General features: G+C 60.0%; 17 protein-coding genes, 1 tRNA gene and 1 pseudogene. 10 read left to right on the top strand and 9 right to left on the bottom strand.

All coding sequences use genetic code 11. From position 1 onward, the window contains the following. Positions 1 to 67 precede the first annotated feature (67 nt). Positions 68 to 907, bottom strand: a complete 840-nt coding sequence (locus GGR30_RS23515) for a septal ring lytic transglycosylase RlpA family protein (protein WP_281378093.1) — start codon at positions 905 to 907, stop codon at positions 68 to 70. A 354-nt stretch (positions 908 to 1,261) separates the two neighbouring features. On the opposite strand from GGR30_RS23515, the gene GGR30_RS01350 reads away from it, so the two are divergent. Continuing rightward, a tRNA-Ser gene (locus tag GGR30_RS01350) sits at positions 1,262 to 1,351 on the top strand. Between the two features lie 377 nt (positions 1,352 to 1,728). On the opposite strand, the gene argE is transcribed toward GGR30_RS01350, so the two are convergent. From argE to GGR30_RS01315, 7 genes are all read right to left on the bottom strand, one after another. Next, entirely contained in the window at positions 1,729 to 2,892 is a 1,164-nt protein-coding gene (gene argE, locus GGR30_RS01345) for an acetylornithine deacetylase (RefSeq protein ID WP_183481494.1), read from the bottom strand. Continuing rightward, positions 2,889 to 3,845 (bottom strand): DUF6963 family protein, encoded by a 957-nt coding sequence (locus GGR30_RS01340; protein WP_183481491.1) that lies wholly within the window; start codon positions 3,843 to 3,845, stop codon positions 2,889 to 2,891. Before GGR30_RS01340 ends, argE begins: the two co-directional genes overlap by 4 nt. Further along, complete coding sequence (locus tag GGR30_RS01335; RefSeq protein ID WP_183481488.1) at positions 3,842 to 4,828, bottom strand: ABC transporter ATP-binding protein; 987 nt, start codon at positions 4,826 to 4,828, stop codon at positions 3,842 to 3,844. The genes GGR30_RS01340 and GGR30_RS01335 overlap by 4 nt, the downstream gene beginning before the upstream one ends. Further along, complete coding sequence (locus GGR30_RS01330) at positions 4,825 to 5,859, bottom strand: ABC transporter ATP-binding protein (protein ID WP_246413485.1); 1,035 nt, start codon at positions 5,857 to 5,859, stop codon at positions 4,825 to 4,827. Before GGR30_RS01330 ends, GGR30_RS01335 begins: the two co-directional genes overlap by 4 nt. Before the next feature lie 14 nt (positions 5,860 to 5,873). After that, positions 5,874 to 6,806 (bottom strand): nickel transporter permease, encoded by a 933-nt coding sequence (gene nikC / locus GGR30_RS01325; RefSeq protein ID WP_246413484.1) that lies wholly within the window; start codon positions 6,804 to 6,806, stop codon positions 5,874 to 5,876. Between the two features lie 10 nt (positions 6,807 to 6,816). Continuing rightward, complete coding sequence (locus GGR30_RS01320) at positions 6,817 to 7,737, bottom strand: ABC transporter permease (RefSeq protein WP_183481485.1); 921 nt, start codon at positions 7,735 to 7,737, stop codon at positions 6,817 to 6,819. A gap of 61 nt (positions 7,738 to 7,798) precedes the next feature. After that, positions 7,799 to 9,337, bottom strand: a complete 1,539-nt coding sequence (locus GGR30_RS01315) for an ABC transporter substrate-binding protein (protein ID WP_210287891.1) — start codon at positions 9,335 to 9,337, stop codon at positions 7,799 to 7,801. A 172-nt stretch (positions 9,338 to 9,509) separates the two neighbouring features. Here GGR30_RS01315 and GGR30_RS01310 point away from each other — a divergent pair, with 172 nt between their 5' ends. Together GGR30_RS01310 and menC are read left to right on the top strand one after the other, a co-directional pair. Beyond that, on the top strand, positions 9,510 to 10,394 hold the full coding sequence (locus tag GGR30_RS01310; RefSeq protein WP_183481482.1) for a MurR/RpiR family transcriptional regulator: 885 nt from the start codon (positions 9,510 to 9,512) through the stop codon (positions 10,392 to 10,394). 41 nt (positions 10,395 to 10,435) lie between these two features. Next, a complete protein-coding gene (gene menC, locus GGR30_RS01305) occupies positions 10,436 to 11,542 on the top strand; it encodes an o-succinylbenzoate synthase (protein ID WP_183481480.1) in 1,107 nt (368 codons plus the stop codon). A 15-nt stretch (positions 11,543 to 11,557) separates the two neighbouring features. Here menC and GGR30_RS01300 read toward each other — a convergent pair. Beyond that, a pseudogene (locus tag GGR30_RS01300) lies at positions 11,558 to 12,021 on the bottom strand (IS21 family transposase); the annotation flags it as partial. An 83-nt stretch (positions 12,022 to 12,104) separates the two neighbouring features. On the opposite strand from GGR30_RS01300, the gene GGR30_RS01295 reads away from it, so the two are divergent. The 7 genes from GGR30_RS01295 (at position 12,105) to GGR30_RS01265 (ending at position 19,444) form a co-directional block, all read left to right on the top strand. Beyond that, on the top strand, positions 12,105 to 12,575 hold the full coding sequence (locus GGR30_RS01295) for a RidA family protein (protein WP_183481477.1): 471 nt from the start codon (positions 12,105 to 12,107) through the stop codon (positions 12,573 to 12,575). A 439-nt stretch (positions 12,576 to 13,014) separates the two neighbouring features. Beyond that, on the top strand, positions 13,015 to 13,770 hold the full coding sequence (locus GGR30_RS01290) for an ABC transporter ATP-binding protein (protein ID WP_210287890.1): 756 nt from the start codon (positions 13,015 to 13,017) through the stop codon (positions 13,768 to 13,770). A gap of 20 nt (positions 13,771 to 13,790) precedes the next feature. Beyond that, positions 13,791 to 14,636, top strand: a complete 846-nt coding sequence (locus GGR30_RS01285; RefSeq protein ID WP_183481474.1) for an ABC transporter permease — start codon at positions 13,791 to 13,793, stop codon at positions 14,634 to 14,636. Positions 14,637 to 14,749: 113 nt separating this feature from the next. After that, positions 14,750 to 15,739, top strand: coding sequence for an ABC transporter substrate-binding protein (locus GGR30_RS01280; protein ID WP_183481471.1), 990 nt, complete (start codon positions 14,750 to 14,752; stop codon positions 15,737 to 15,739). Between the two features lie 144 nt (positions 15,740 to 15,883). After that, positions 15,884 to 16,654 carry an isochorismatase family protein gene (locus GGR30_RS01275; protein WP_183481468.1) on the top strand — a complete coding sequence of 257 codons (771 nt, stop codon included), beginning with the start codon at positions 15,884 to 15,886 and terminating at the stop codon, positions 16,652 to 16,654. A 161-nt stretch (positions 16,655 to 16,815) separates the two neighbouring features. Next, entirely contained in the window at positions 16,816 to 18,117 is a 1,302-nt protein-coding gene (locus tag GGR30_RS01270; protein WP_183481465.1) for an MFS transporter, read from the top strand. Next, the gene (locus GGR30_RS01265; protein ID WP_183481462.1) at positions 18,110 to 19,444 is read left to right on the top strand and encodes an amidase; all 1,335 of its coding nucleotides are present in this window, start codon (positions 18,110 to 18,112) and stop codon (positions 19,442 to 19,444) included. Before GGR30_RS01270 ends, GGR30_RS01265 begins: the two co-directional genes overlap by 8 nt. Positions 19,445 to 19,488: the final 44 nt, after the last annotated feature.

Raw genomic sequence — 19,488 nt, 5'->3', positions numbered from 1 at the left:
CTTTGTCCCGACCATCGCCGGTTTAGAGGAATTCGGCGGCCGGAAAAAGCCCTGCGGGCGCAGGACCCTACTTTTTGAACGGAATGGGAGCGACGACGGGCAGGCTCGCATCGTCCGTCAGGATGGATTCCGCCGCCTTGCCGGCAGCGCTTGTCGGCGCATCCGGCGCGCTGTCGACGAGCGCCAGCGCCTCCTGCGGCGCCTTTGCGGAGGCGACTGCCGCGACCTTCATGTTGGCGGTCGTCGCCGCCGGCTTCTTCTCGGCCTTGTTCTCGACAAGGGCCAACAGCGTGTTGGAAGGCTCGGCCGAAGGCTTCGTCTTAACCTGCGCAACCTGAACCCCGGCTTCGCCGAAACGGCCGGGATCGACGCCTTCCGGCACGGCCTTCTTTTCAAAGGAAGCGAGAAGATAGTCCATGTCATCGGGCGACTGCGGCGCGGGACCGATATAGTCGACGCGCACATCGGCAACGCCCTCATGGGTCATGTCGAGCATTTCCGCCGCCTTTTTCGACAGGTCGATGATCCGGCCGGAGACAAAGGGCCCGCGGTCGTTGACGCGCACGATGACGGAGCTGTCATTCTTCTTGTTGGTGACGCGCACATAGCTCGGCAGCGGCAGCGTCTTGTGGGCCGCCGAAAGGTGGTTCATGTCGTAGGTCTCGCCATTGGCGGTGCGCCCGCCGTTGAAGTTCGGACCGTACCAGGAGGCGAGCCCCTCCTTGGAATATTCCTCGACATGTTTGGGCGTGTACCACTTGCCCTTCACCTGGTAGGGCTTGCCGATCTTCTGATAGCCGAGACTGGCGGAAGTCGCCGTCTTTTTCGCGGCGGTCTCCGTGGTTTCCTTGACGTCATCCTTGGTCTTGTCGGATGTATCTCCGGTGGTCGTGCAAGCACTCAGCATGGCTGTCACGGCCAACATTGCGACCGAAGCGGATAACCGGAATTCTCTCATGCCAGCAATTCTTCCATTTGTCTTGACCGGCCAGCGGAAAAACATCGCCTGAAACCGCCATCTTGAAATTTGGATATCGTCCCCTATGGGGAGACTTCGTGGCCTCTTTATGGCGCGTAGCAAATTCAACCGCCCTATTCAACCCGTAATTGCCGTAAGCGCGACAACCACAGGCTCCAGGTCAGCATATTGGCATCTGTCGCCTGATACAGCATTGACCGTTGCAAGAAAGCGGTGATAAAGCGCGGAACGCTGCATCCGGGACGCCCGCCAAAGCTGCGGACCGGCAGCGCAGCCCTTTGCGGAGGAGTGGCCGAGCGGTTTAAGGCACCGGTCTTGAAAACCGGCGTGCGTGAAAGCGTACCGTGGGTTCGAATCCCACCTCCTCCGCCATCACATCGTCTGTGCAGCCCGAAGACATAGATAACAGAATGTACCTAGGACATGGGTGACATCCTCGAGCCGAGCGGGCTGTCGATTGTCTGCAATGTTCTCTGTTCCAGATCGATATATCCGAGATCATATCTCTCGCGTATTGAAACGGTCGATGTGCAGAGAAGCGAGCCGCAGGGGGCCGCGGCACTGCTTGGCGGTGTTGCCGAGCCGCCTTCATGGTTGTGGCGATCACGACGTAGCCTAAAAAACTCTGACATCCCGCGACAAGAAGATGACTTTCGTGTTCCTCAACGCTCGTCAGCGATTGGTTGTGCCCGCACAGGTTCATCTGCAAAAGTCAAACAGGGAAGCCTGAGAGCGGACCGGCAGATTGCTCAGCTATGTCCAGCAGCAAGCCTCCGCAGAACCCCGTCAAGCATCGTGTCACAGGCTTCAAGCTGCGAGCGTTCCACAAATTCGTCCGCCTTGTGCCCCTGCGCCATGTCGCCCGGTCCGCAAACCACGGTCGCAATGCCCGCTGACTGGAAGAAGCCGGCCTCCGTGCCGAAATCGACCTTGCCGCACGTTCCCTTCCCGCCTGTGGCAGCGATCATTTCAACGGCGGGATCATCCGGTTTCGCATCAAAGCCCGGATAGGCATTCGTGTTCGTGATCACAATCGAACACTGACCGAATTGCGAGCGATACGCCTCTTCAAGCTTGCCGGCCGCGGCTGCAAAGCGTGCAAGAATACCCTCCGGCTTTTCACCGGCCAGATGCCGGATCTCGAATTCCATGACCGCCTTGTCGGGCACGATGTTGAGCGCCGTGCCGCCGGAAAACAGTCCGGCGTGCACCGTGGAAAAGGGAATGCCATAGGCGGCGTCCTGCGCGCCGTTTTGCGCAAGATCGGCCTGAACCTGCCGCAGGATCGCCAGAAAATCACCGGCCGGATGCAGCGCATTGAGGAATTTCGGGGCGGAGGCGGAATGTCCGGCCATGCCCTCGAATGTGACGCGGTAGGAGGTCTTGCCCTTGTGGCCGATGACGGGCTGCATGCGGGTGGGCTCACCAACAATGCAGATCGCAGGTTTGCCAATGGCCGCATCGAGCTCGCCGATCATGTTGGCAATACCGATGCAACCAAGCTCCTCGTCATAGGAAAAGGCGAGCTTCAGCGGCTGAGCCAGTTCCATCATTGCCGCTCTGTCGGCGGCGGCGAGCGCGGCGGCGGCAAAGCCTTTCATGTCGCAGCTTCCACGTCCGTAAATCCGCCCGTCCCGCTCCGTCACCGCGAAAGGATCGAAGCGCCAAGGCTGACCTTCCACCGGCACCACATCAAGATGTGCCGACAACATGACACCGTCCGGAGCGCCCGGATCAGAGGTTGCGAATATACCGGCTCGCGTGCCCGTCGGATCAGGCAGCTTATGGCAGGCAAAGCCGATACCGGCCAGATGGTCGACGATGTAGTCTGCGATATCCGTATAGTTGGCGGCGGTACAGACGGACGGAAAACCGATAAGCTTTTCGAGATGGTTGAGCGTGGTTGAGGTCATTTCTTTGCGCTTGCCGGAGCCGAAAACGGGATCGAGAACTGTTGCTTGCCGCTGAGGCTCACGACCGCACCACCATCGACAACCACATTCGGTTCAGCGGTGGTATGGCCAATGATGCGCCCGTCCTGCACAACCGGTGCGCCCAGATAGAGCGCGGCGCAATTCCATCGTCCCGACAGCAGATAGTGGGCGTCCGTTTCGATACTCTGAACAACACAGTCGCCGTCGACAATGATGCGATGCCGGTCAGCAGCAACAAGCGGCGTTCCGGCATTGACTATTATGGTGCCTGTCGGCGTGTAAAGCGGTGCCATGACGTCAAGCGCGATATCGGCGACAAGAGCGGCCAGGCTTTGATGCGGCGCGATGGCATTGTGCAGCACCTCGACGCAGGCCTCGCCACGAACGCGCCGCGCGGAACCCAGGTCCGGCCTTTTGCCGACGAACGCGCTGTTGCGTGCAGCAAGGCCGCAGCCTGGCCCAAGCGCGATCATTCCGACATCACGGTCAGCGTTTTCATCTAGAACCTTTTTCAGCGCGTCGGCCGCTATCGCGCCGGCGTTCATCTCGGCAAGCACGGCTTGATTGAGCGGCAGTCCGGACACAGAATAGGCGTTTGGCAGACGGTGGCCGGTGACAAGGCCGGTATCCGCATCCGCTGCCAGAAACTGCATAAGCGGCGCAGGCCGGTCGGGACCGCTTGAGATGACGGCGGCGCATGGCGCGTCGGCGATTTCGGTCGACGGCAATGGGCCTGTCATCTCGCCTTCGGTAAAAAGCGTCGACGTGCCGCCGCGCTGGGTTTCGGCCCGCAGCAACCGGCCGTCAGCAGTGATCGCGGCGAAGACCGCAAACCCGCCGATCGAACCGGTTCCGACCCGTTCAGCCGCCCGTAATGCCCGAAAGACCGCCAGTCCCGCTTGCGGGCCCATTGCGCCAATGCCGATGGTCATGCCGCACCGATCTTTCCGGCTTCAACACCCTCGCGCAAATGGCAGGCGACCTTCTGGCCGGATGCCACGCGCTTCAACGGCGGGACCTTCTGGCGGCAAATGTCCTCGGCAATCGGACAGCGCGTATGAAAATGGCAACCAGACGGCGGGTTTACCGGGCTCGGCACATCCCCCTTGAGCACGATCCGCTCGCGTTTTCGGGCAGACGGATCGGCAACGGGAACGGCCGAGAGAAGCGCCTGCGTATAGGGATGTTGCGGGCTGGCGAACAAGGTCTTGCGCGGCCCGATCTCGACGATCCGCCCGAGATACATCACCGCAACACGGTGGCTGATATGCTCGACCACGCTCATATCGTGCGAGATGAACAGTAGCGACAGGCCCATTTCCTTCTGCAGCGAAATCAGAAGATTGATCACAGATGCCTGGATCGAGACATCAAGCGCGGAAACCGGTTCATCGGCAACGATTACCTCCGGCTCGACGATCAGGGCCCTTGCTATGGAGAGGCGCTGACGCTGGCCGCCGGAGAATTCGTGGGCGAACCGTGTCATCTGATCGGGACGCAGCCCGACTTTCTCGAAAGTTTCGGCAACCTTTTTCGTCAGTTCGCGACCTGAAGCGAGCCCGTGGATTTTCAGTGGCTCTCCGACAATCGCCCCAGCCGTCATGCGCGGGTTGAGCGACCCATAGGGATCCTGAAAGATCGTCTGAACCTGGCGGCGCACCGGCTTCATCAGCTTGCGGGAAAGCCCGGCAATATTCTTGCCATGCACCATGATCGCGCCGTCGGAAGGTTCATGCAGCTTCATGATCATCTTGCCGACAGTGGATTTGCCGCAGCCGCTTTCGCCGACGAGTCCGAGCGTTTCACCGGGTGCGATATCGAAGGAAACACCATTGACTGCATTCACAAAGCCCTTGCCGCGCACCGGAAAACGCTTCGCCAGACTATCGACGGTGAGAACGGATTGCATACTCATGGTTGGGTCTCCAGCGCATCTGAATGCCAGCAGGCGGCGAAATGATCCGGTGCCTTGGCTTCGAAGACCGGCATTTCGCTCCGACACTTGTCGGTGGCAAAGCGGCAGCGGTCGGAAAAGCGACAGCCGGGCGGCAGATCTGTCAGTGGCGGCACCACACCCGGTATTTCCTGCAACTCGGTATCGCCGACTTCGCCGGCCTCACCAAGCTTTGGGAGCGCGCCCAAAAGGCCGATCGTGTAAGGGTGGCGCTGCCGGCGGAACAGGTCGTCAACCCGCGCCTCCTCGATCTTCTGTCCGGCATACATGACGATTACCCGATCGGCCATTTCCGCGACCACGCCCATATCATGGGTGATCAGTACGATAGCCGTACCTGTATTGTCGCGCAGTTCCTTCATCAGGTCGAGGATCTGCGCCTGAATGGTGACGTCGAGTGCGGTCGTCGGCTCATCGGCGATCAGGACCTTCGGATTGCACGACATGGCAATGGCGATCATGATGCGCTGCAGCATGCCGCCGGAAAACTGGTGCGGAAATTCCTTCAGCCGCTGTTCCGGCGCCGGGATACTGACCCGCTTCATCATCTTGATCGCGTGTTCGCGCGCCTCCGACGAATTCATGCCGAGATGCTGCTTGATGCCCTCCGTCATCTGACGGCCGATGCTGAGCACCGGGTTGAGCGAGGTCATCGGCTCCTGAAAGATCATAGAAAGATCAGCGCCGCGCAGGTCCTGCAAAGCCCGGTCGGAAAGTGTCGTAAGGTCCTTGCCATCAAACAGCACCCGGCCTCCGGCAATCCGGCCCGGAGGGTTCGGAATCAACCCCATGATCGACAGCGATGTTACGCTCTTGCCCGACCCGCTTTCGCCGACGATAGCGAGAATTTCTCCGGCTTTCAGCGCAAAGGAAACCCCATCGACAGCGCGCGCAATACCGGCTTTCGTCTTGAACTCGGTCTGCAGGTTCTCAACGGCCAGCACGGTATCGGCCTGACGTGCATGGGTCGCTTTAGCTTGCATAACTGCCATATCGCTCTCCCGCATCATTTCTGCCTCGGATCGAGCGCTTCGCGCACACCGTCACCAAGCAGATTGAAGGCCAGAACCACGACCATGATTGCGACGCCGGGGAAGATCATGATCCACGGTGCCTGATTGAAATAGTCGCGCCCTGCCGAGAGCATCGCCCCCCATTCCGGCGATGGCGGCTGTGCGCCGAGACCGAGAAAGCTCAAGCCCGCTGCCGCCAGCACGGCCGAGGAAACACCGAGCGTTGCCACCACGATCAACGGCGGAATGATGTTCGGCAGAAGATGGCGGAAGATGAGCCGCAAATGTCCGGCGCCAGCCACATAGGCGGCATCGAAATAGGCGCGGTTACGCTCCACCAGCGTCACCGAATAGGCAACGCGAGCGTAAAACGGAATGGCCGCGATACCGACTGCGATCATCGCATTGGTCAGGCTCGGACCAAGCACCGCAACGGCGGCCAGTGCAATCAGCGTTTCCGTGAACGAGAAAACCACATCAACAAGGCGCATCAATACGCGCTCGGTCCAGCCGCCCGCATACCCGGCGACAAGGCCGGTCAGCGTACCGATGGTCAGCGATATGCCGACGGCGATCAGGCCCACCTGGATGGTGAGCTGCGCGCCATAAACCACGCGGGAGAACATGTCGCGACCGAACTCATCCGTGCCGAACCAGTAGTCTGCGTTGGGCGGCAACAGCGCCATGCCCGCCCCCATCTGATCGGCAGGATAGGGCGCAATCCAAGGTGCGAAGATAGCCACGAATATGAGCGCCAGGACGAGAAAAAGTCCGACCTTTGCGCCCCGATTGGCTGTTGCCGCACTGAGCACCGCATAAAGGCTACGGAAGAAGACGCTGAGTGGCCCCGGCGTATCTGGTATCGAATGGCTGTGCTGACCGGCCGCCGAGGCAACGGCAAGGGCTGTTTTCATGCGCTTGTTCATCGCCGTCTCCTCAGTAGCGGATACGCGGATCAAGCCACGCATAGATAACATCCATGATCAGCGAGACCGCGACCACGACACAGGCGAACATCAGGATAAAGCCCTGGATCAGCGGATAATCGCGCTGGAAGATCGCCTGAATCGCCATGCGACCGACGCCGTTCCAGCCGAAGACATTCTCGACCACGATGGCGCCGCCCATCATGTAGGTGAACTGCAGGCCGATCATGGTGACGATCGGCACCAGCCCGGCGCGCAGCGCATGGCCATAGAGCACCATGGCTTTCGGCAGGCCCTTGGCGCGTGCGGTGCGGATGAACTCCTGATCGAACACATCAATCATCGACGAGCGTGTGAGACGAGCAATGATCGCCGCATTGGTAATGCCGAGTGTGAGTGCCGGAAGAATGAGGTTTTCAACGCCATTGCCCGCCACCGGAAACCAGTGAAGCCGCACGGCAAAGAAAAACAGCAGGATGAGCCCAAGCCAGAAATGCGGCATCGAAACGCCGAGAATGGCCGATGTCATCAGCGTCGTATCAAGCCAACTGCCACGCTTGTAGGCGGCGATAAAACCGAAGGTCAGGCCGATGACGCAGGCAATCAGAAGCGCTGCACCCGTTAGCGCCAGCGTGTTTGGCAGACGTTCCAGAAGCAGCGGCAGTACAGGTTGCTCGCCGCGGATCGTATAGCCAAGGTCTCCGTGGAAGACGCGCACCATGTAATGAAAATACTGGACGACCAGCGGATCGCTGAGGCCGAGGCGCTGGCGGACTTCTTCCAGCTGTTCAGGCGTTGTACCCTGAGATTGCGCGTACATGATCTGGACTGGATTGCCCGGCACCAGATGGATCAGCATCGAAACGGCAATTGTGGTGACCCAGATCGTGAGCAGCGCGGCAAGACATCGCTGGAGCAGGTAGCGGCTCATGGCGGTTCTCCGATAGGAAGAAAAGAGTGCGGACGGGACTTCAGTCCCGTCCGCGCTTCAATCAGGGCTGCATGGCGGCGAATTCAGCCCGGTTGAAAGGGCCGATCTTGAAGCCCGGTGTATTGGCCGAGACGGCATAGAGCCACGACCAGCCGGGCGTGTAGATCGGCACCTGCCCTGCTTCTTCAAGCAGGATCTTGAAGGCCTGGTGGACAACCTCTTCACGGGCATCAGGATCGACCGTCGTGCGCATGTCTTCCAGAAGCGCATCGAGTTCCGGCGTGTGGAATCCATGATAGGCACCCGGCGAATGCCAGAGCAGATAGAGGAGGTCCGGGTCGAACCAGGTCCAGCCCATCAGGTCCATGTAGCCGGGACCTTCGGTCTTTTCGTTCTCCTGCGTATCGCGCGCATTCAGCGTACCGATATCCATGACTTCGATATTGGCGACGATATCAACCTGGGCCAGTTGGTTCTGAAGCATCTGCAGCATGCGCTCGCGGCTGTCGCCGGTCCATGTGGCAAGCGTCACCTCCATCGGGTTGTCGGGACCGTATCCGAGTTCGGCCAGAAGTTCCTTCGCCTTTGCCGGATCGTAATCCTGGTCATACTGCTTGCAGAATTCCGGATCATTGCCGAAGACGCCCCGAGAGATCGGGCAATACTGACGTTCGACGAGATCGCCGTAGACGACCTGAATGGCCATATCCTTGTTGATCGCGTGGGAAACGGCCTGACGGGCGCGCGCATCATTGAAGGGCGGACGGTTAACCGCAAACTGGATGAACATGTTCTGACCCGTGCCGGTGGCGACATGCACATCGACCGCGTCATCATCCTGCAGCGCCTTCACCTCCTGGATCGGCGGCGCAATCACGTTCAGTTCGCCGGTACGAAGGCCGGCAACGCGGGTCTGCGCTTCGGGAATGGTGCGGATCACCAGCCGGTCAGCCAGGGGAGCGCCGGGATTGTCGACCGGACGTCCGCGGTTGATGTAGTCGGCATTCTTGTCGAGAACGATTTCCGAGCCCTTGGTCCAGCTCGCAAATTTCCACGGACCCGTGCCGATTGCGGTTGAAACACCGAAGCCTTCGGCATCCGCATTGCTGTCGCACAGCATGGAGGTGAACTGGTCGGCCATGAACGGCACGAAGGCGCCGAAGGGCTCGGAGAATTTGAAGCTCACGGTGAGATCGTCGATCTTGTCGACCGATGTGATCGGACCCCAGCTTGCCTTGGTCAGGCTCGGATTATCATCGCCGAGTGCACGATTGGCCGTCCAGAGCACATCGTCAGCGTTGAAGGGCGTACCGTCATGGCAGACGATGTCGTCGGCCAGGTGAAAGGTGACATCCTTGCCGTCATCGGAAACATCCCAGCTTGTCGCAAGGTTTGCCACCGGTTCGCCATCGTCGTTGAACTCGAGCAGCGAGTCATAGATCTGGTACCAGACCTGACGGGAAAGGGTTGAAGTCGCGCGGTGCGGGTCAAGTGAATCGATATCACCATCGCGCGCCCACACGATATCCTTCGCGGCGGCGGGAGCTGCTACCCCCATTAAAATGATACCGGCCATGGCCAGTGTCTTACTGCCAGACATTCGCTGTCTCCTTATTCGAGCTGTTCCGCATTTATTTTTGAGTGCTAGATTTATTGTGCGCCGCCACACAAAACGAAGACTGATACTGAATTTTTAGTTTGTCAACGTTTTAAAAAAAATGTTTTAATGCAAAGCAGTCCGGCCCGGACGAGACGAAGCAGGCGAGACGACCATGACGAATGATAAAACCAACCCTCTGCAGCCCCGCGCTTTCGAGCGCAGGATAAAGGCGGCCTACGAGAGCATGCCGGGCAGCGAGCGGGTGCTGGCGGACCGTGTTCTTGAATATCCGGGCGACGTCATCGTCTGCTCGGCAACCGAACTGGCGGATCTGGCAGGCTCATCCAAGGCGGCGGTGACGCGCTTCGTCAAACGTCTGGGCTACAATGATTTTCGCGACATGCAGAAGGAAATTCGCCACGCCCAGTCGACCGGCGATCCGATTTTCCTGACCTCGGGTCGAAAGAAGGACGAGGCTGAGAAGACCGGCCTGCTCGCGGCCCATTTCGAGCAAGACATCGACTGCATGCGCCAGACCCTTGCCAATATCGATGAGGAAACAGCGCTCGCCGTGGCTGAAAAAATCGTATCAGCCAAGCGGATCGTCTGCCTTGGTTTCCGCAACAGCCATTTTTTCGCCGCCTATGCCCGGCGCCTGATGATCAACACCCGGCCGCAGGTTACGGTTCTTCCAAGCGCTGGCCAGATGCTCATGGAAGATATGTCGGACCTGGGAGAAGACGATCTTGTCTTTGCGGTCGGCCTGCGCCGTCGCGCCCGTGCGCTGGGAGAAACCATGGCGCTCTTGCAAAGGCAGAACGTGCCGATCGCCTACATTACCGATCGGCGCGCGGTATCAACCACCAAATATGCGACCTGGACATTGGCTTGCCACGTGCGCGGCACCTCGCTTTTCGACAGCTACGCTTCGGTAATCAGCCTGATCAATTTCATCTGCACGCAGGCCAATGAAATTGGCGGCAAGCCGGCGCGACAGCGCCTGGTCCGCATTGAAGAAATGATGGACCTGCTCGGCGAGCTCGACAGCAGCAACTGACACCGGACAAGAACAGAAACTGAATGCAGGAGGGTGTGTCATTGCGCATCGATAAAATAGACGTTTTTCATGTGGCCATGCCCCTGATCGCGCCGTGGAAAACGTCGTTCAGCGAGGAAACGGTAATCGACAGCGTGCTGGTTCGCATCCAGAGCGGCGATCTTGTCGGCTGGGGCGAAGCCGCCCCCTATGCCGCACCGGAATTCTGTGCTGAATGGGCAAGCGGGCTGTTTTATCTCATCCGCGATATCTTCAAGCCACTCCTCGAGGGTCAGGACATCGAGGATGCCGTAACGCTTCAGCGTATGCTCTCGCGTTTCAAGGGCAACCAGTTTGCCAAGGCCGCCATCGACACGGCCTTCTGGGACCTTCTCGCCAGGAGCCGCGACATGCCGCTCTGGCAGATGATCGGCGGCAAGAGTGCAACCGTGAAAGTGGGCGCGGATATCCCCGTACAGGACAGTATGGAGAAACTTCTGTCCGATGTTCAGAAATCGGTGGATGCGGGCTTCTCGCGCATCAAGATGAAATTCCGGCCCGATAGCGGCGCCAAAATGGTTCGCAGCGTGCGCGAGGCCTTTCCCAACGCTGTGCTGCATATCGACTGCAACAGCGGCTTTTCCCGCGACGACCTGCCGCTTTTCCGCGAACTCGACACGCTTGGCCTGACAATGATCGAACAGCCGCTTTCAAGCGACGACCTTCTCGACCACGCCTGGTTGCAGGCGCAGCTTGAAACGCCGATCTGTCTTGACGAGAGCATCATTTCCCTCCAGCGCGCTCAACAGGCACTCGATTTCGGCGCGGCCCGCTGGATCAACATCAAGCACGGTCGCGTGGGCGGACTGACCAATGCGCTTGCAATTTACGCCCTATGCATTGAACGCGACGTCCCCTGCTGGATCGGCGGCATGCTGGAATCCTGTGTCGGCCAGGGTGTTTCCATGGCGCTGGCGACATTGCCGGGTCTGGCCTATGCCGCCGACATCTTTCCGGAAGGCCGGCTCTACGCAAAGGATATGGCCGAGCCCCCGATCCACCTGAGCGGCCCCGGAGAGGCAAAAGCACCGGACCGCCCCGGCCACGGCTTTGCGCCCAACCCGGAAAGGCTTGCGGCGTGTCTGGTCAAGGCCAGTGAAAGCCCCTGACGACATCCATTGAGGTCTGGCACTGGCCTGATCGAAGGCGTCAAAGGGCGAGGCTGGCAAGGTCTGCATAGCTGCCAGATCGCGCTGCAGCCGTTCAGCGATCGTCTCGCTCTCACCGCGCAGCCTGTCACCCTGGCGCTTGCGGCACTGTTCTTCCAGAAAGGCCTCGACATTCCCCGTGTCGTTGCCCTTGCCGGGGCGGCCATAGCGATCCCGGATCAGGTCGTGGGACAGGAACCCGCTGAACAACGTCGCCCGCTTGCGCGTGCCATCAGGCAGGATCTTCGCCACAAGGCAGCGGTCGTCGTCATAGACGATCGATTGCGGCACGGCCCCGAAAAAGGCGAACGCATGGACGTGGCCATCGACCCAGGCCTCGGCTACCGCCGCCGGATAAGCCCGCGACAGGAGCCACCGTCGCTATGCGGAAGATCGAGCACGAGGAGCCGGGCTTTCTGCTCGACACCGCCGATCACCACCGGAAAAGAATTCCGGCATGGTTTTTGCTCGTATCAGCGCAACAGCCATTTACCCCCAAGTCAGACAATAAAAGGAGACACGCTTGGAAACCTCTGAAATCGAGAAGAAACTGAAGGCACTGGGCCTGGAGCTGCCTTCCTCATCCCCATCCCGCGCCAATTTTCTGCCGTACAAGCGCAGCGGCAACCTGCTGTTTCTCGCAGGGCAGATCTGTGAATGGAACGGTGTGCCGCAGTATTTCGGCCCCGTGTACGAGGACTACGACCTTGAGGAAGCCAAGAGGGCCGCAGAGATGTGCGCTCTTAATCTGCTCTTCAACGCCAGAGCGGCGGCTGGCTCTCTTGAAAACGTGGCTTCAGTCCTGCGTCTCGGTGCCTTTGTCTCCGCGCCATCCGGCTTTCCGGATGGCCCCAAGATAGCGGACGGAGCATCGGAGCTTTTTATCAACCTGTTCGGTGATAGCGGCCGCCACGCCCGTACTGCCGTCTGCGTCTCCAGCCTGCCCGCCAACGCGCTGGTGGAAGTGGACGCAATCATCGAACTTGAGCCTTAGCGAGCCAGTCTGGCGGGTGGATCGCGGCTGTATCGATTGCCCGCAGACACAAGCGAAGTCTATTTTTTAATCAAGCATAAAAATTAGCCATTAGCTTGGCTAATTTCACCATCCAAGTCATTGCAAATACATCAGAATCGACATCGATCAAGATGTTCAGGACTGCTCAGACGATAGTCATCCGCCTGGCGCCCGTCTGCTGCTTTCGCCCTATCCAAGGAAGACAGCAGGTATCCCTTGAGATTGCCACTCGCCTGAGCGCATCGAAAAACAATTAACCATCTGAAAAACATATACTTTTCCATTGTGGCACAGCTCTTGCAGGGTTTCTGCCAGCAAGTCCGCATCGTCAATAGCCGGGCTGATAGCAAGGCCAGCGGCGCCGATCATGGAGATTGAAATGTACCCCGATGCAAAACTGAGTCTGGAAAATCTATCAATGGTCTTCGAGACCAAGGACGGACCGTTCCAGGCTCTGGCCCCCGTAAACCTCGACGTTACTGCAGGCCGGTTCATCAGCCTTATCGGACCGTCAGGCTGCGGCAAGAGCACGATCTTCAACATTGTCGCCGGCCTCCAGCCGCCGACAACGGGTCGCGTCCTGATCGACGGCGAGGACGCGACCGGCCAGATCGGCCGGGTCGGCTACATGCTGCAAAAGGACCTGCTTCTTCCATGGCGCACCGTTCTCGACAATGTGGCGCTCGGCATGGAGATCCAGGGCATGCCGATCCGTCAGGCCCGAGAACGCGCCCACCCCTATCTCGCGCGCTACGGGCTGGGCGGATTTGAAAATCAGTATCCGAATTCGCTTTCAGGCGGCATGCGCCAGCGCGCCGCACTTCTGCGCACCCTTCTTCTCGACAATGACGTGGTCCTGCTCGACGAGCCCTTTGGCGCGCTCGACGCGCAGACCAAGCGCCAGATGCAGGAATGGCTTCTGCAGATCTGGTCGGATTTCAACAAGACCGTGATCTTCGTCACCCACGATATTGATGAGGCGATCTACCTCTCCGACGAAATCTGCGTCATGGGCACGCGTCCCGGGCGCATCGTCAAACGCATGGAGACGCCGCTCGAGCGACCCCGCAAGCGTTCGATCGTCGTCGAACCCGCCTTTATCGACCTCAAGCATCATTGCCTCGACCTGCTCGACACCAGGCCCGAGGACAGCGAACTCGAAGCCGCCGAGTAAGCGCAGAAAGGCACCGAACAATGATACAAGCCCTCGCACAAACCATCTCGAAACTTCAGCCCGGAGCAACGCCGCGGCGCGGCTATCGCAAACTGCCCGTGTCACGCGTCTGGCCGACATGGGCCATCGCGCTTGCACAGGTCGGCATCGTCATCGCCCTGATAGCCTTCTGGGAAATCGGCGCGCGCACCGGCTTCGTCGATTCCTTCTTCTGGTCGCAGCCCTCGGCGATCTGGGCCACGGCCAAGACGTTCTTCGCCAGCGGCACGGCCTTTGTCGATATCAGCTTCACCTTCCGTTCGACGCTGCTCGGCTTTTTCTTCGGCACGCTGATCGGCTCGGCCATCGGCCTTTCCTTCTGGTGGTCGAAGAACTACGCCGCCATCGCCCAGCCCTATATCATCTGCTTTGAATCACTGCCGAAACTGGCGCTTGCGCCGCTGGTGGTGCTGATCTTCGGCATGGGACTGGCGTCGAAGGTCGCCATCGCGATCGCGCTGACCGTCGTCGTCTCGACGCTGACCACCTATTCGGGCGTCAAGGCGCTGGACCGGGATTCCGAACGGCTGTTCTATTCGCTCGGCGCCAGCCGCTGGCAGGTCTTCACCAAATTCGTGGTGCCCTCCTGCCTTCCGTGGATCATCTCGGTGCTCAGGGTCAATATAGGCCTGGCGCTGACGGGCTCCATTGTCGGCGAATTCATTTCCTCCCAATACGGGCTTGGCCGCACCATCCTCTATGCCGGCCAGACCTATGAAATCGCGCTCGTATGGGTCGCGGTCGCCGTTCTCTCCGCCCTCTCCATCGTCATGTATATCGCCGTGTCGTGGCTGGAGAGCTGGCTGAGAAAGGGCGTGGTGCACTAGGCACCGCCTGCCGCCGTAAGGCAGGCAAATGCGGGCGCCGGGAAAGCCTATCCAGAAGAAGATATGTCGGCGCGCCGGAATACTCAAAACAACTTCCAGAACCGGAGACAAACATGAAGATGCTTCTCAAATCCACATTTGCGGCTGTCGCCCTGGTGACATCCTTTCTTTCGGGGGCCGCCTCCGCAGAGGAAATGGTCATTGCCGAGCCCGTTCACAGCCTTGGCTATCTGCCGATGTATGCGGCGGTTCACAATGGCTACTTTGCCGAGGAAGGCATCGAGCCGACGATCATGACATCGGAAGGCGGCGGCGCGCATACCAATGCCGTCCTGACCAAACAGGCCTTTGCCTTTATCGGCGGACCGGAACACAACGCCTTCGCCAAGGCCAAGGGCGCGGAACTGCGTGCTGTCGTCAACGTCGTCAATCGCGGCAATGTCTACCTGGTCGCCCGCGCCGATGTGCCGGAGCCGGCCGAAGGCGAAAGCATGAGCGACTACCTGAAGGGCAAGACCATTGCCACGGGCGCCTATGGCGGCACGCCGAACTCGATCACCCGCTACATTCTGGCAAGCAACGACCTCGATCCGCAGTCGGATGTGGTGCTCCGGGAGCTTGCGACAGCGGGCATCATGGCGGCGCTGAAGACCAAGCAGGCCGATATCGGCGTCCTGTCCGAGCCCATGGTCACCGCCGGCATCGAGGAAGGCCTTTGGAAAGAGCCGTTCTACAATGTTCCCAAGGAACTCGGCCCCTACACCTACTCGACGCTGAATATTCGCCAGGAATCGATCGAAAACGACCCTGAACTTGTGGAAGGCTTCGTGCGCGCAATCTCGCGCGGCCTGCAGTTTACCCACGACAACCCGGAAGAGGCTGCCGAAATCGCCGCTCTCGAGTTTCCGACCATGGATCCTGCAGCGCTGAAATCCACGCTCGACCGCGCTTTCGCCGATGATCTGTGGAGTGCTGACGGCGACATCCAGCCGGAAGCCTGGGAAACAGGCAAAGCCGTCGTCATGGGCGCAGATATCCTCAAGCAGGACGTGCCTTACGATGACATCATTGACATGAGCTTCTGGGAAAAGCTCCAGGACTGATTGAAGCCGTCAGCGCGCGGGACATCTTGCCCCGGCCAAGGAACTGATTTCACGACATGAAAACCATGCCGGTCGGCCTTTCCAAAAGTGCCGGAGCAGTCCCGCGCGCACAAAAAACGAAACTCCAACGGGAAAGACAAGCACATGAGCGAGAAAATCTGGGATAAGTTTCTGACTGAACGGGACAAGGACGTTTTCGCGGCTTCCGGATATGGCGCCCGCGGCGGCTTCGGCAAACGGCCGGCCCTGCTCGTGGTCGACGTCAACTGGGCGTTCTGCAGCGAAGCGCCAGAGCCGATCCTTGAAGCGATCAAGAAATGGCGCAATTCCTGCGGCGAAGACGCCTGGGAAGCCATGCCCTACCTCAAATCCCTCATTGAAAAGGCCCACGACCGCGGCATTCCGGTGATCTACACCACGGGCGTGCGCCGCGACGACAACTGGGACAATGGCTCCTGGTCGTGGAAGAACGGCCGCTCGGCGGAAGACGTCAAGAAGCCGGTGGAAACCAATCTCGACGGCAACGAAATCGTCTCGGACATTGCCCCGGCGCCGCAGGATATCGTCGTTTACAAGCAGAAGCCCTCCGGCTTTTTCGGCACCAATCTTGCCTCCTACCTGACGCTTCTCGGCTGCGACAGTGTCATCATCACCGGCACCACGACATCGGGCTGCGTGCGCGCTACCGTGCTCGATGCCTTCAGTCTGAACTACCGCGTCGCCCTTGCCGAGGAAGGCTGCTTTGACCGCAGCCAGGCAAGCCACGCCATCAACCTTTGCGACATGAACGCGAAATACGCCGATGTCGTCAAAACGGCAGAGGTTCTCTCCTTCTTCGACACAATCGAAAAGGGTCAGTTCGACTTGCCGAAAGGCGCAGCCGTCAAGGCCCCTGACCTCACACCGGCGGAATAGGAGCCGGTCACATTCTCAAGCGGCCGCCGGTCTTTGCCGGCGGCCAAATGCCATTGCCCGGCAGCCTCAAGTCCGGCCTCAAATCAGTAATATTCCCATGCCCCATTGTTCTTTCGATACAGCCTGGCGCGCAGCAACGCCCCCTTTCAAGGCCTGACTGCATGCGACTTCTTTCACGCTACTTCGAACCTTTTGCCAAGAACCCGCAGCTCATACTCGTCTGCGCGATGAGCGTCTTCGTCATGTCGGGCGTTGGCCTTGTCGCGCCGATCCTGTCGGTCTACGCCAGCACGTTTTCCGCTTCGGCCACGCTTGCCGGCATGATCATCACGCTTTTCGGCGTCGGACGGTTGATCATCAACCTGCCGGCCGGACTGATGTCGCAATGGTGCGGCAAGCGTGTGCTTCTGATCGCCGGCACGATTATCCTCGTCATCGGCGCCGTCGGCGCAGCACTCGCCGAAACCCTGACAATGCTGGTCGTCAGCCGTTTCATCCAGGGGATCGGTTCCGGCATCTACATGACCATTGCCCAGGCGATGATGGCCCAGATTGCAGCCCCCGAAGAGCGCGGACGCACAATGGCGCTTTACCAAAGCGCCATTCTGGTGGGGACAGGTATCGGCCCGATGGTTGGCGGCATGCTTGCCGGTCAATTCGGCCTTTCGGCCCCGTTCTGGGCCTACGCAGTTGTCTGTTCCACGGCAGCCCTTCTCGCCTTCTTCATCATTGAGCCTGAAGGGAGCGCTACACACAGAGCGGACGACACGCCAACAGCAAGAGGACGGAAAGGCGCGAACCGCAGGCTTTTTACCGACCGGACATTTTTGCTCGTCTGCCTCGTCAGCTTCGGTATTTTCTTCACCCGAACTGCCTCGCAATGGACGCTTATTCCGCTGATCGCCGCAACGCACTACGATATGAATATCGGGACAATCGGGCTGCTGCTAACGGTACAATCGCTGTCGAACTTTCTGATCCTGCCGGCAACAGGCGCCATGGTCGACAGGGTTGGCGCCCGCCCGTTGACCATCATCTCGGCGCTGATCATTGCGTCAAGCCTGCTCATGATGGGATTTGGCCCGGGGCCCGGCTGGCTTTGGGCCGGCATGGTGATCCTCGGGATTGGCGGCGGCATAAACGCGCCCTCGATCGTGTCCTATGCTGCCGACATCGCACCGGCCTACAGCTACGGTCCGGCGATGGGGCTGTTGCGAACCTGGGGGGACGCCGGTTTTGTCATCGGGCCAATCGTGGTTGGAACGCTTGCCGACGCGGCCGGCATGGGCACGCTGGGCGGCCTGATTGCCAACAGTCTCCTGATGGGCGTTGCCGGACTGGCGCTTCTGGCTCTCGGTCGCGGCAGATCATCGGCCGGAGACCTTGCGACCAACACCCTCTCAAAGAAACCTCTTTCGCCCGAAAGCGGGCCTGAACTGAAGCAAAGGAAAAGACATGCGTGAAGTGGCTTCATTTATCTCCAAGGCGGAAGCCTTCAGGACCGGCAGCAGTTCGCCCGTCGCCGTCCTTGAGGAATATCTTGCGACCATCGAGAAGCGCGAACCGGTTGTGAAGGCGTTCAAGGCCATGGCGGTCGAACGCGCCCGCAAGGAAGCTGCGGCATCGGAGGCACGCTGGAAGGCCGGCAAGCCGCTGTCCGCGATCGACGGCATGCCGTTCGGCATCAAGGACATTCTTGAAACCGAGGATATGCCGACCGGTCAGGGCTCTCCGCTCTGGGAGGGCTTCGAAACGCGGCGCGACTGCGCTTCCGTGCAGGCGCTGCGCGATGCCGGGGCACTGATCCTCGGCAAGACGACCACGACCGAGTTCGCCTCGCGTCCGCAATTCGCCGAGACGACCAACCCCCACGACCCGACGCGCACGCCGGGCGGCTCAAGCTCCGGCTCCTGCGCGGCCGTCGGCGCCGGTTTCGTGCCGCTGGCACTTGGGACACAGGTGGTCGGATCGACGCTGCGGCCCTCGAGCTATTGCGGCGCCATTGGCTACAAGCCCAGTATCGGCGGCTTCAACCGCGGCGGTTCCTACGACTATCTGAGCCACAGCTGCACCGGCCTGATCGGAACGACACTTGAGGACATCTGGGCAACGGCCAAGGCTCTGGTGGAACGCACCGGCGGCGATCCCGGTTACATCGGCGTCACCGGCCCATCGACGCTCCCCGCCGCGAGCCAGCCGAAAAAACTCATGTTCCTCGAAACCGATGGATGGGAACGGGTGACGCCGGGTGCGAAGGCAGCATTCGAGGAGGCCTGCGCAAAGCTGAAGGCCGAAGGCTGCGAAATCATCGAAGGTTCCGAACACGGCGAGCTTGCCGCCATGGACGCGGCCATCAAGGACATCAACAAGCTCTCCGAAGTCATTCTCGGCTGGGAGGGCCGCTGGCCGCTCAATGGCTACGCCAAGATCGATTCCAGCAAACTGCACCCTCTTGCGCTTCAGCGGATTGAACGCAACAGGTCCTTAACGCTCGACGACTACCAGGCGGCGCTTGAGACACGCGCGGCCTTGCGGGCGCAATACGCTGCGCTCGTCAAGGGTGCCGACGCAGTAATCACCCTGGCGGCAACGGGTGCTGCGCCCAAGGGTCTGGAGAGCACAGGCGATCCAGGCTTCAACATCCCGGCGTCCGTGCTCGGCGTGCCCGGCCTTTCCCTGCCGCTTCTGGCCGACGAAGGCATGCCACTCGGATTGCAGCTTGTCGGCAAGGTGAACGAGGATGCCAGCCTGTTTTCCCATGCCGGCTGGATCGTCAACAATCTGGGCTGACAGACCGCGTCACCGGCCGTGCAACGCATTGGCCGGTGGCAGTT

The sequence above is a fragment of the Martelella radicis genome, assembly GCF_014196625.1.
Lineage (GTDB): Bacteria > Pseudomonadota > Alphaproteobacteria > Rhizobiales > Rhizobiaceae > Martelella > Martelella radicis.
The sequence above is the reverse complement of the archived record's forward strand: the minus strand, read 5'-3'. Positions and strand labels throughout refer to the sequence as shown.

What these genes read in the sequence shown, in the direction of transcription:
- GGR30_RS23515 (WP_281378093.1), bottom strand. Translation starts at nt 907, where the DNA reads ATGCTGAGTGCTTGCACGACCACCGGAGATACATCCGACAAGACCAAG.
- argE (WP_183481494.1), bottom strand. Translation starts at nt 2,892, where the DNA reads ATGACCTCAACCACGCTCAACCATCTCGAAAAGCTTATCGGTTTTCCG.
- GGR30_RS01340 (WP_183481491.1), bottom strand. Translation starts at nt 3,845, where the DNA reads ATGACCATCGGCATTGGCGCAATGGGCCCGCAAGCGGGACTGGCGGTC.
- GGR30_RS01335 (WP_183481488.1), bottom strand. Translation starts at nt 4,828, where the DNA reads ATGAGTATGCAATCCGTTCTCACCGTCGATAGTCTGGCGAAGCGTTTT.
- GGR30_RS01330 (WP_246413485.1), bottom strand. Translation starts at nt 5,859, where the DNA reads ATGGCAGTTATGCAAGCTAAAGCGACCCATGCACGTCAGGCCGATACC.
- nikC (WP_246413484.1), bottom strand. Translation starts at nt 6,806, where the DNA reads ATGAACAAGCGCATGAAAACAGCCCTTGCCGTTGCCTCGGCGGCCGGT.
- GGR30_RS01320 (WP_183481485.1), bottom strand. Translation starts at nt 7,737, where the DNA reads ATGAGCCGCTACCTGCTCCAGCGATGTCTTGCCGCGCTGCTCACGATC.
- GGR30_RS01315 (WP_210287891.1), bottom strand. Translation starts at nt 9,337, where the DNA reads ATGTCTGGCAGTAAGACACTGGCCATGGCCGGTATCATTTTAATGGGG.
- GGR30_RS01310 (WP_183481482.1), top strand. Translation starts at nt 9,510, where the DNA reads ATGACGAATGATAAAACCAACCCTCTGCAGCCCCGCGCTTTCGAGCGC.
- GGR30_RS01290 (WP_210287890.1), top strand. Translation starts at nt 13,015, where the DNA reads ATGGTCTTCGAGACCAAGGACGGACCGTTCCAGGCTCTGGCCCCCGTA.
- GGR30_RS01285 (WP_183481474.1), top strand. Translation starts at nt 13,791, where the DNA reads ATGATACAAGCCCTCGCACAAACCATCTCGAAACTTCAGCCCGGAGCA.
- GGR30_RS01280 (WP_183481471.1), top strand. Translation starts at nt 14,750, where the DNA reads ATGAAGATGCTTCTCAAATCCACATTTGCGGCTGTCGCCCTGGTGACA.
- GGR30_RS01275 (WP_183481468.1), top strand. Translation starts at nt 15,884, where the DNA reads ATGAGCGAGAAAATCTGGGATAAGTTTCTGACTGAACGGGACAAGGAC.
- GGR30_RS01270 (WP_183481465.1), top strand. Translation starts at nt 16,816, where the DNA reads ATGCGACTTCTTTCACGCTACTTCGAACCTTTTGCCAAGAACCCGCAG.
- GGR30_RS01265 (WP_183481462.1), top strand. Translation starts at nt 18,110, where the DNA reads ATGCGTGAAGTGGCTTCATTTATCTCCAAGGCGGAAGCCTTCAGGACC.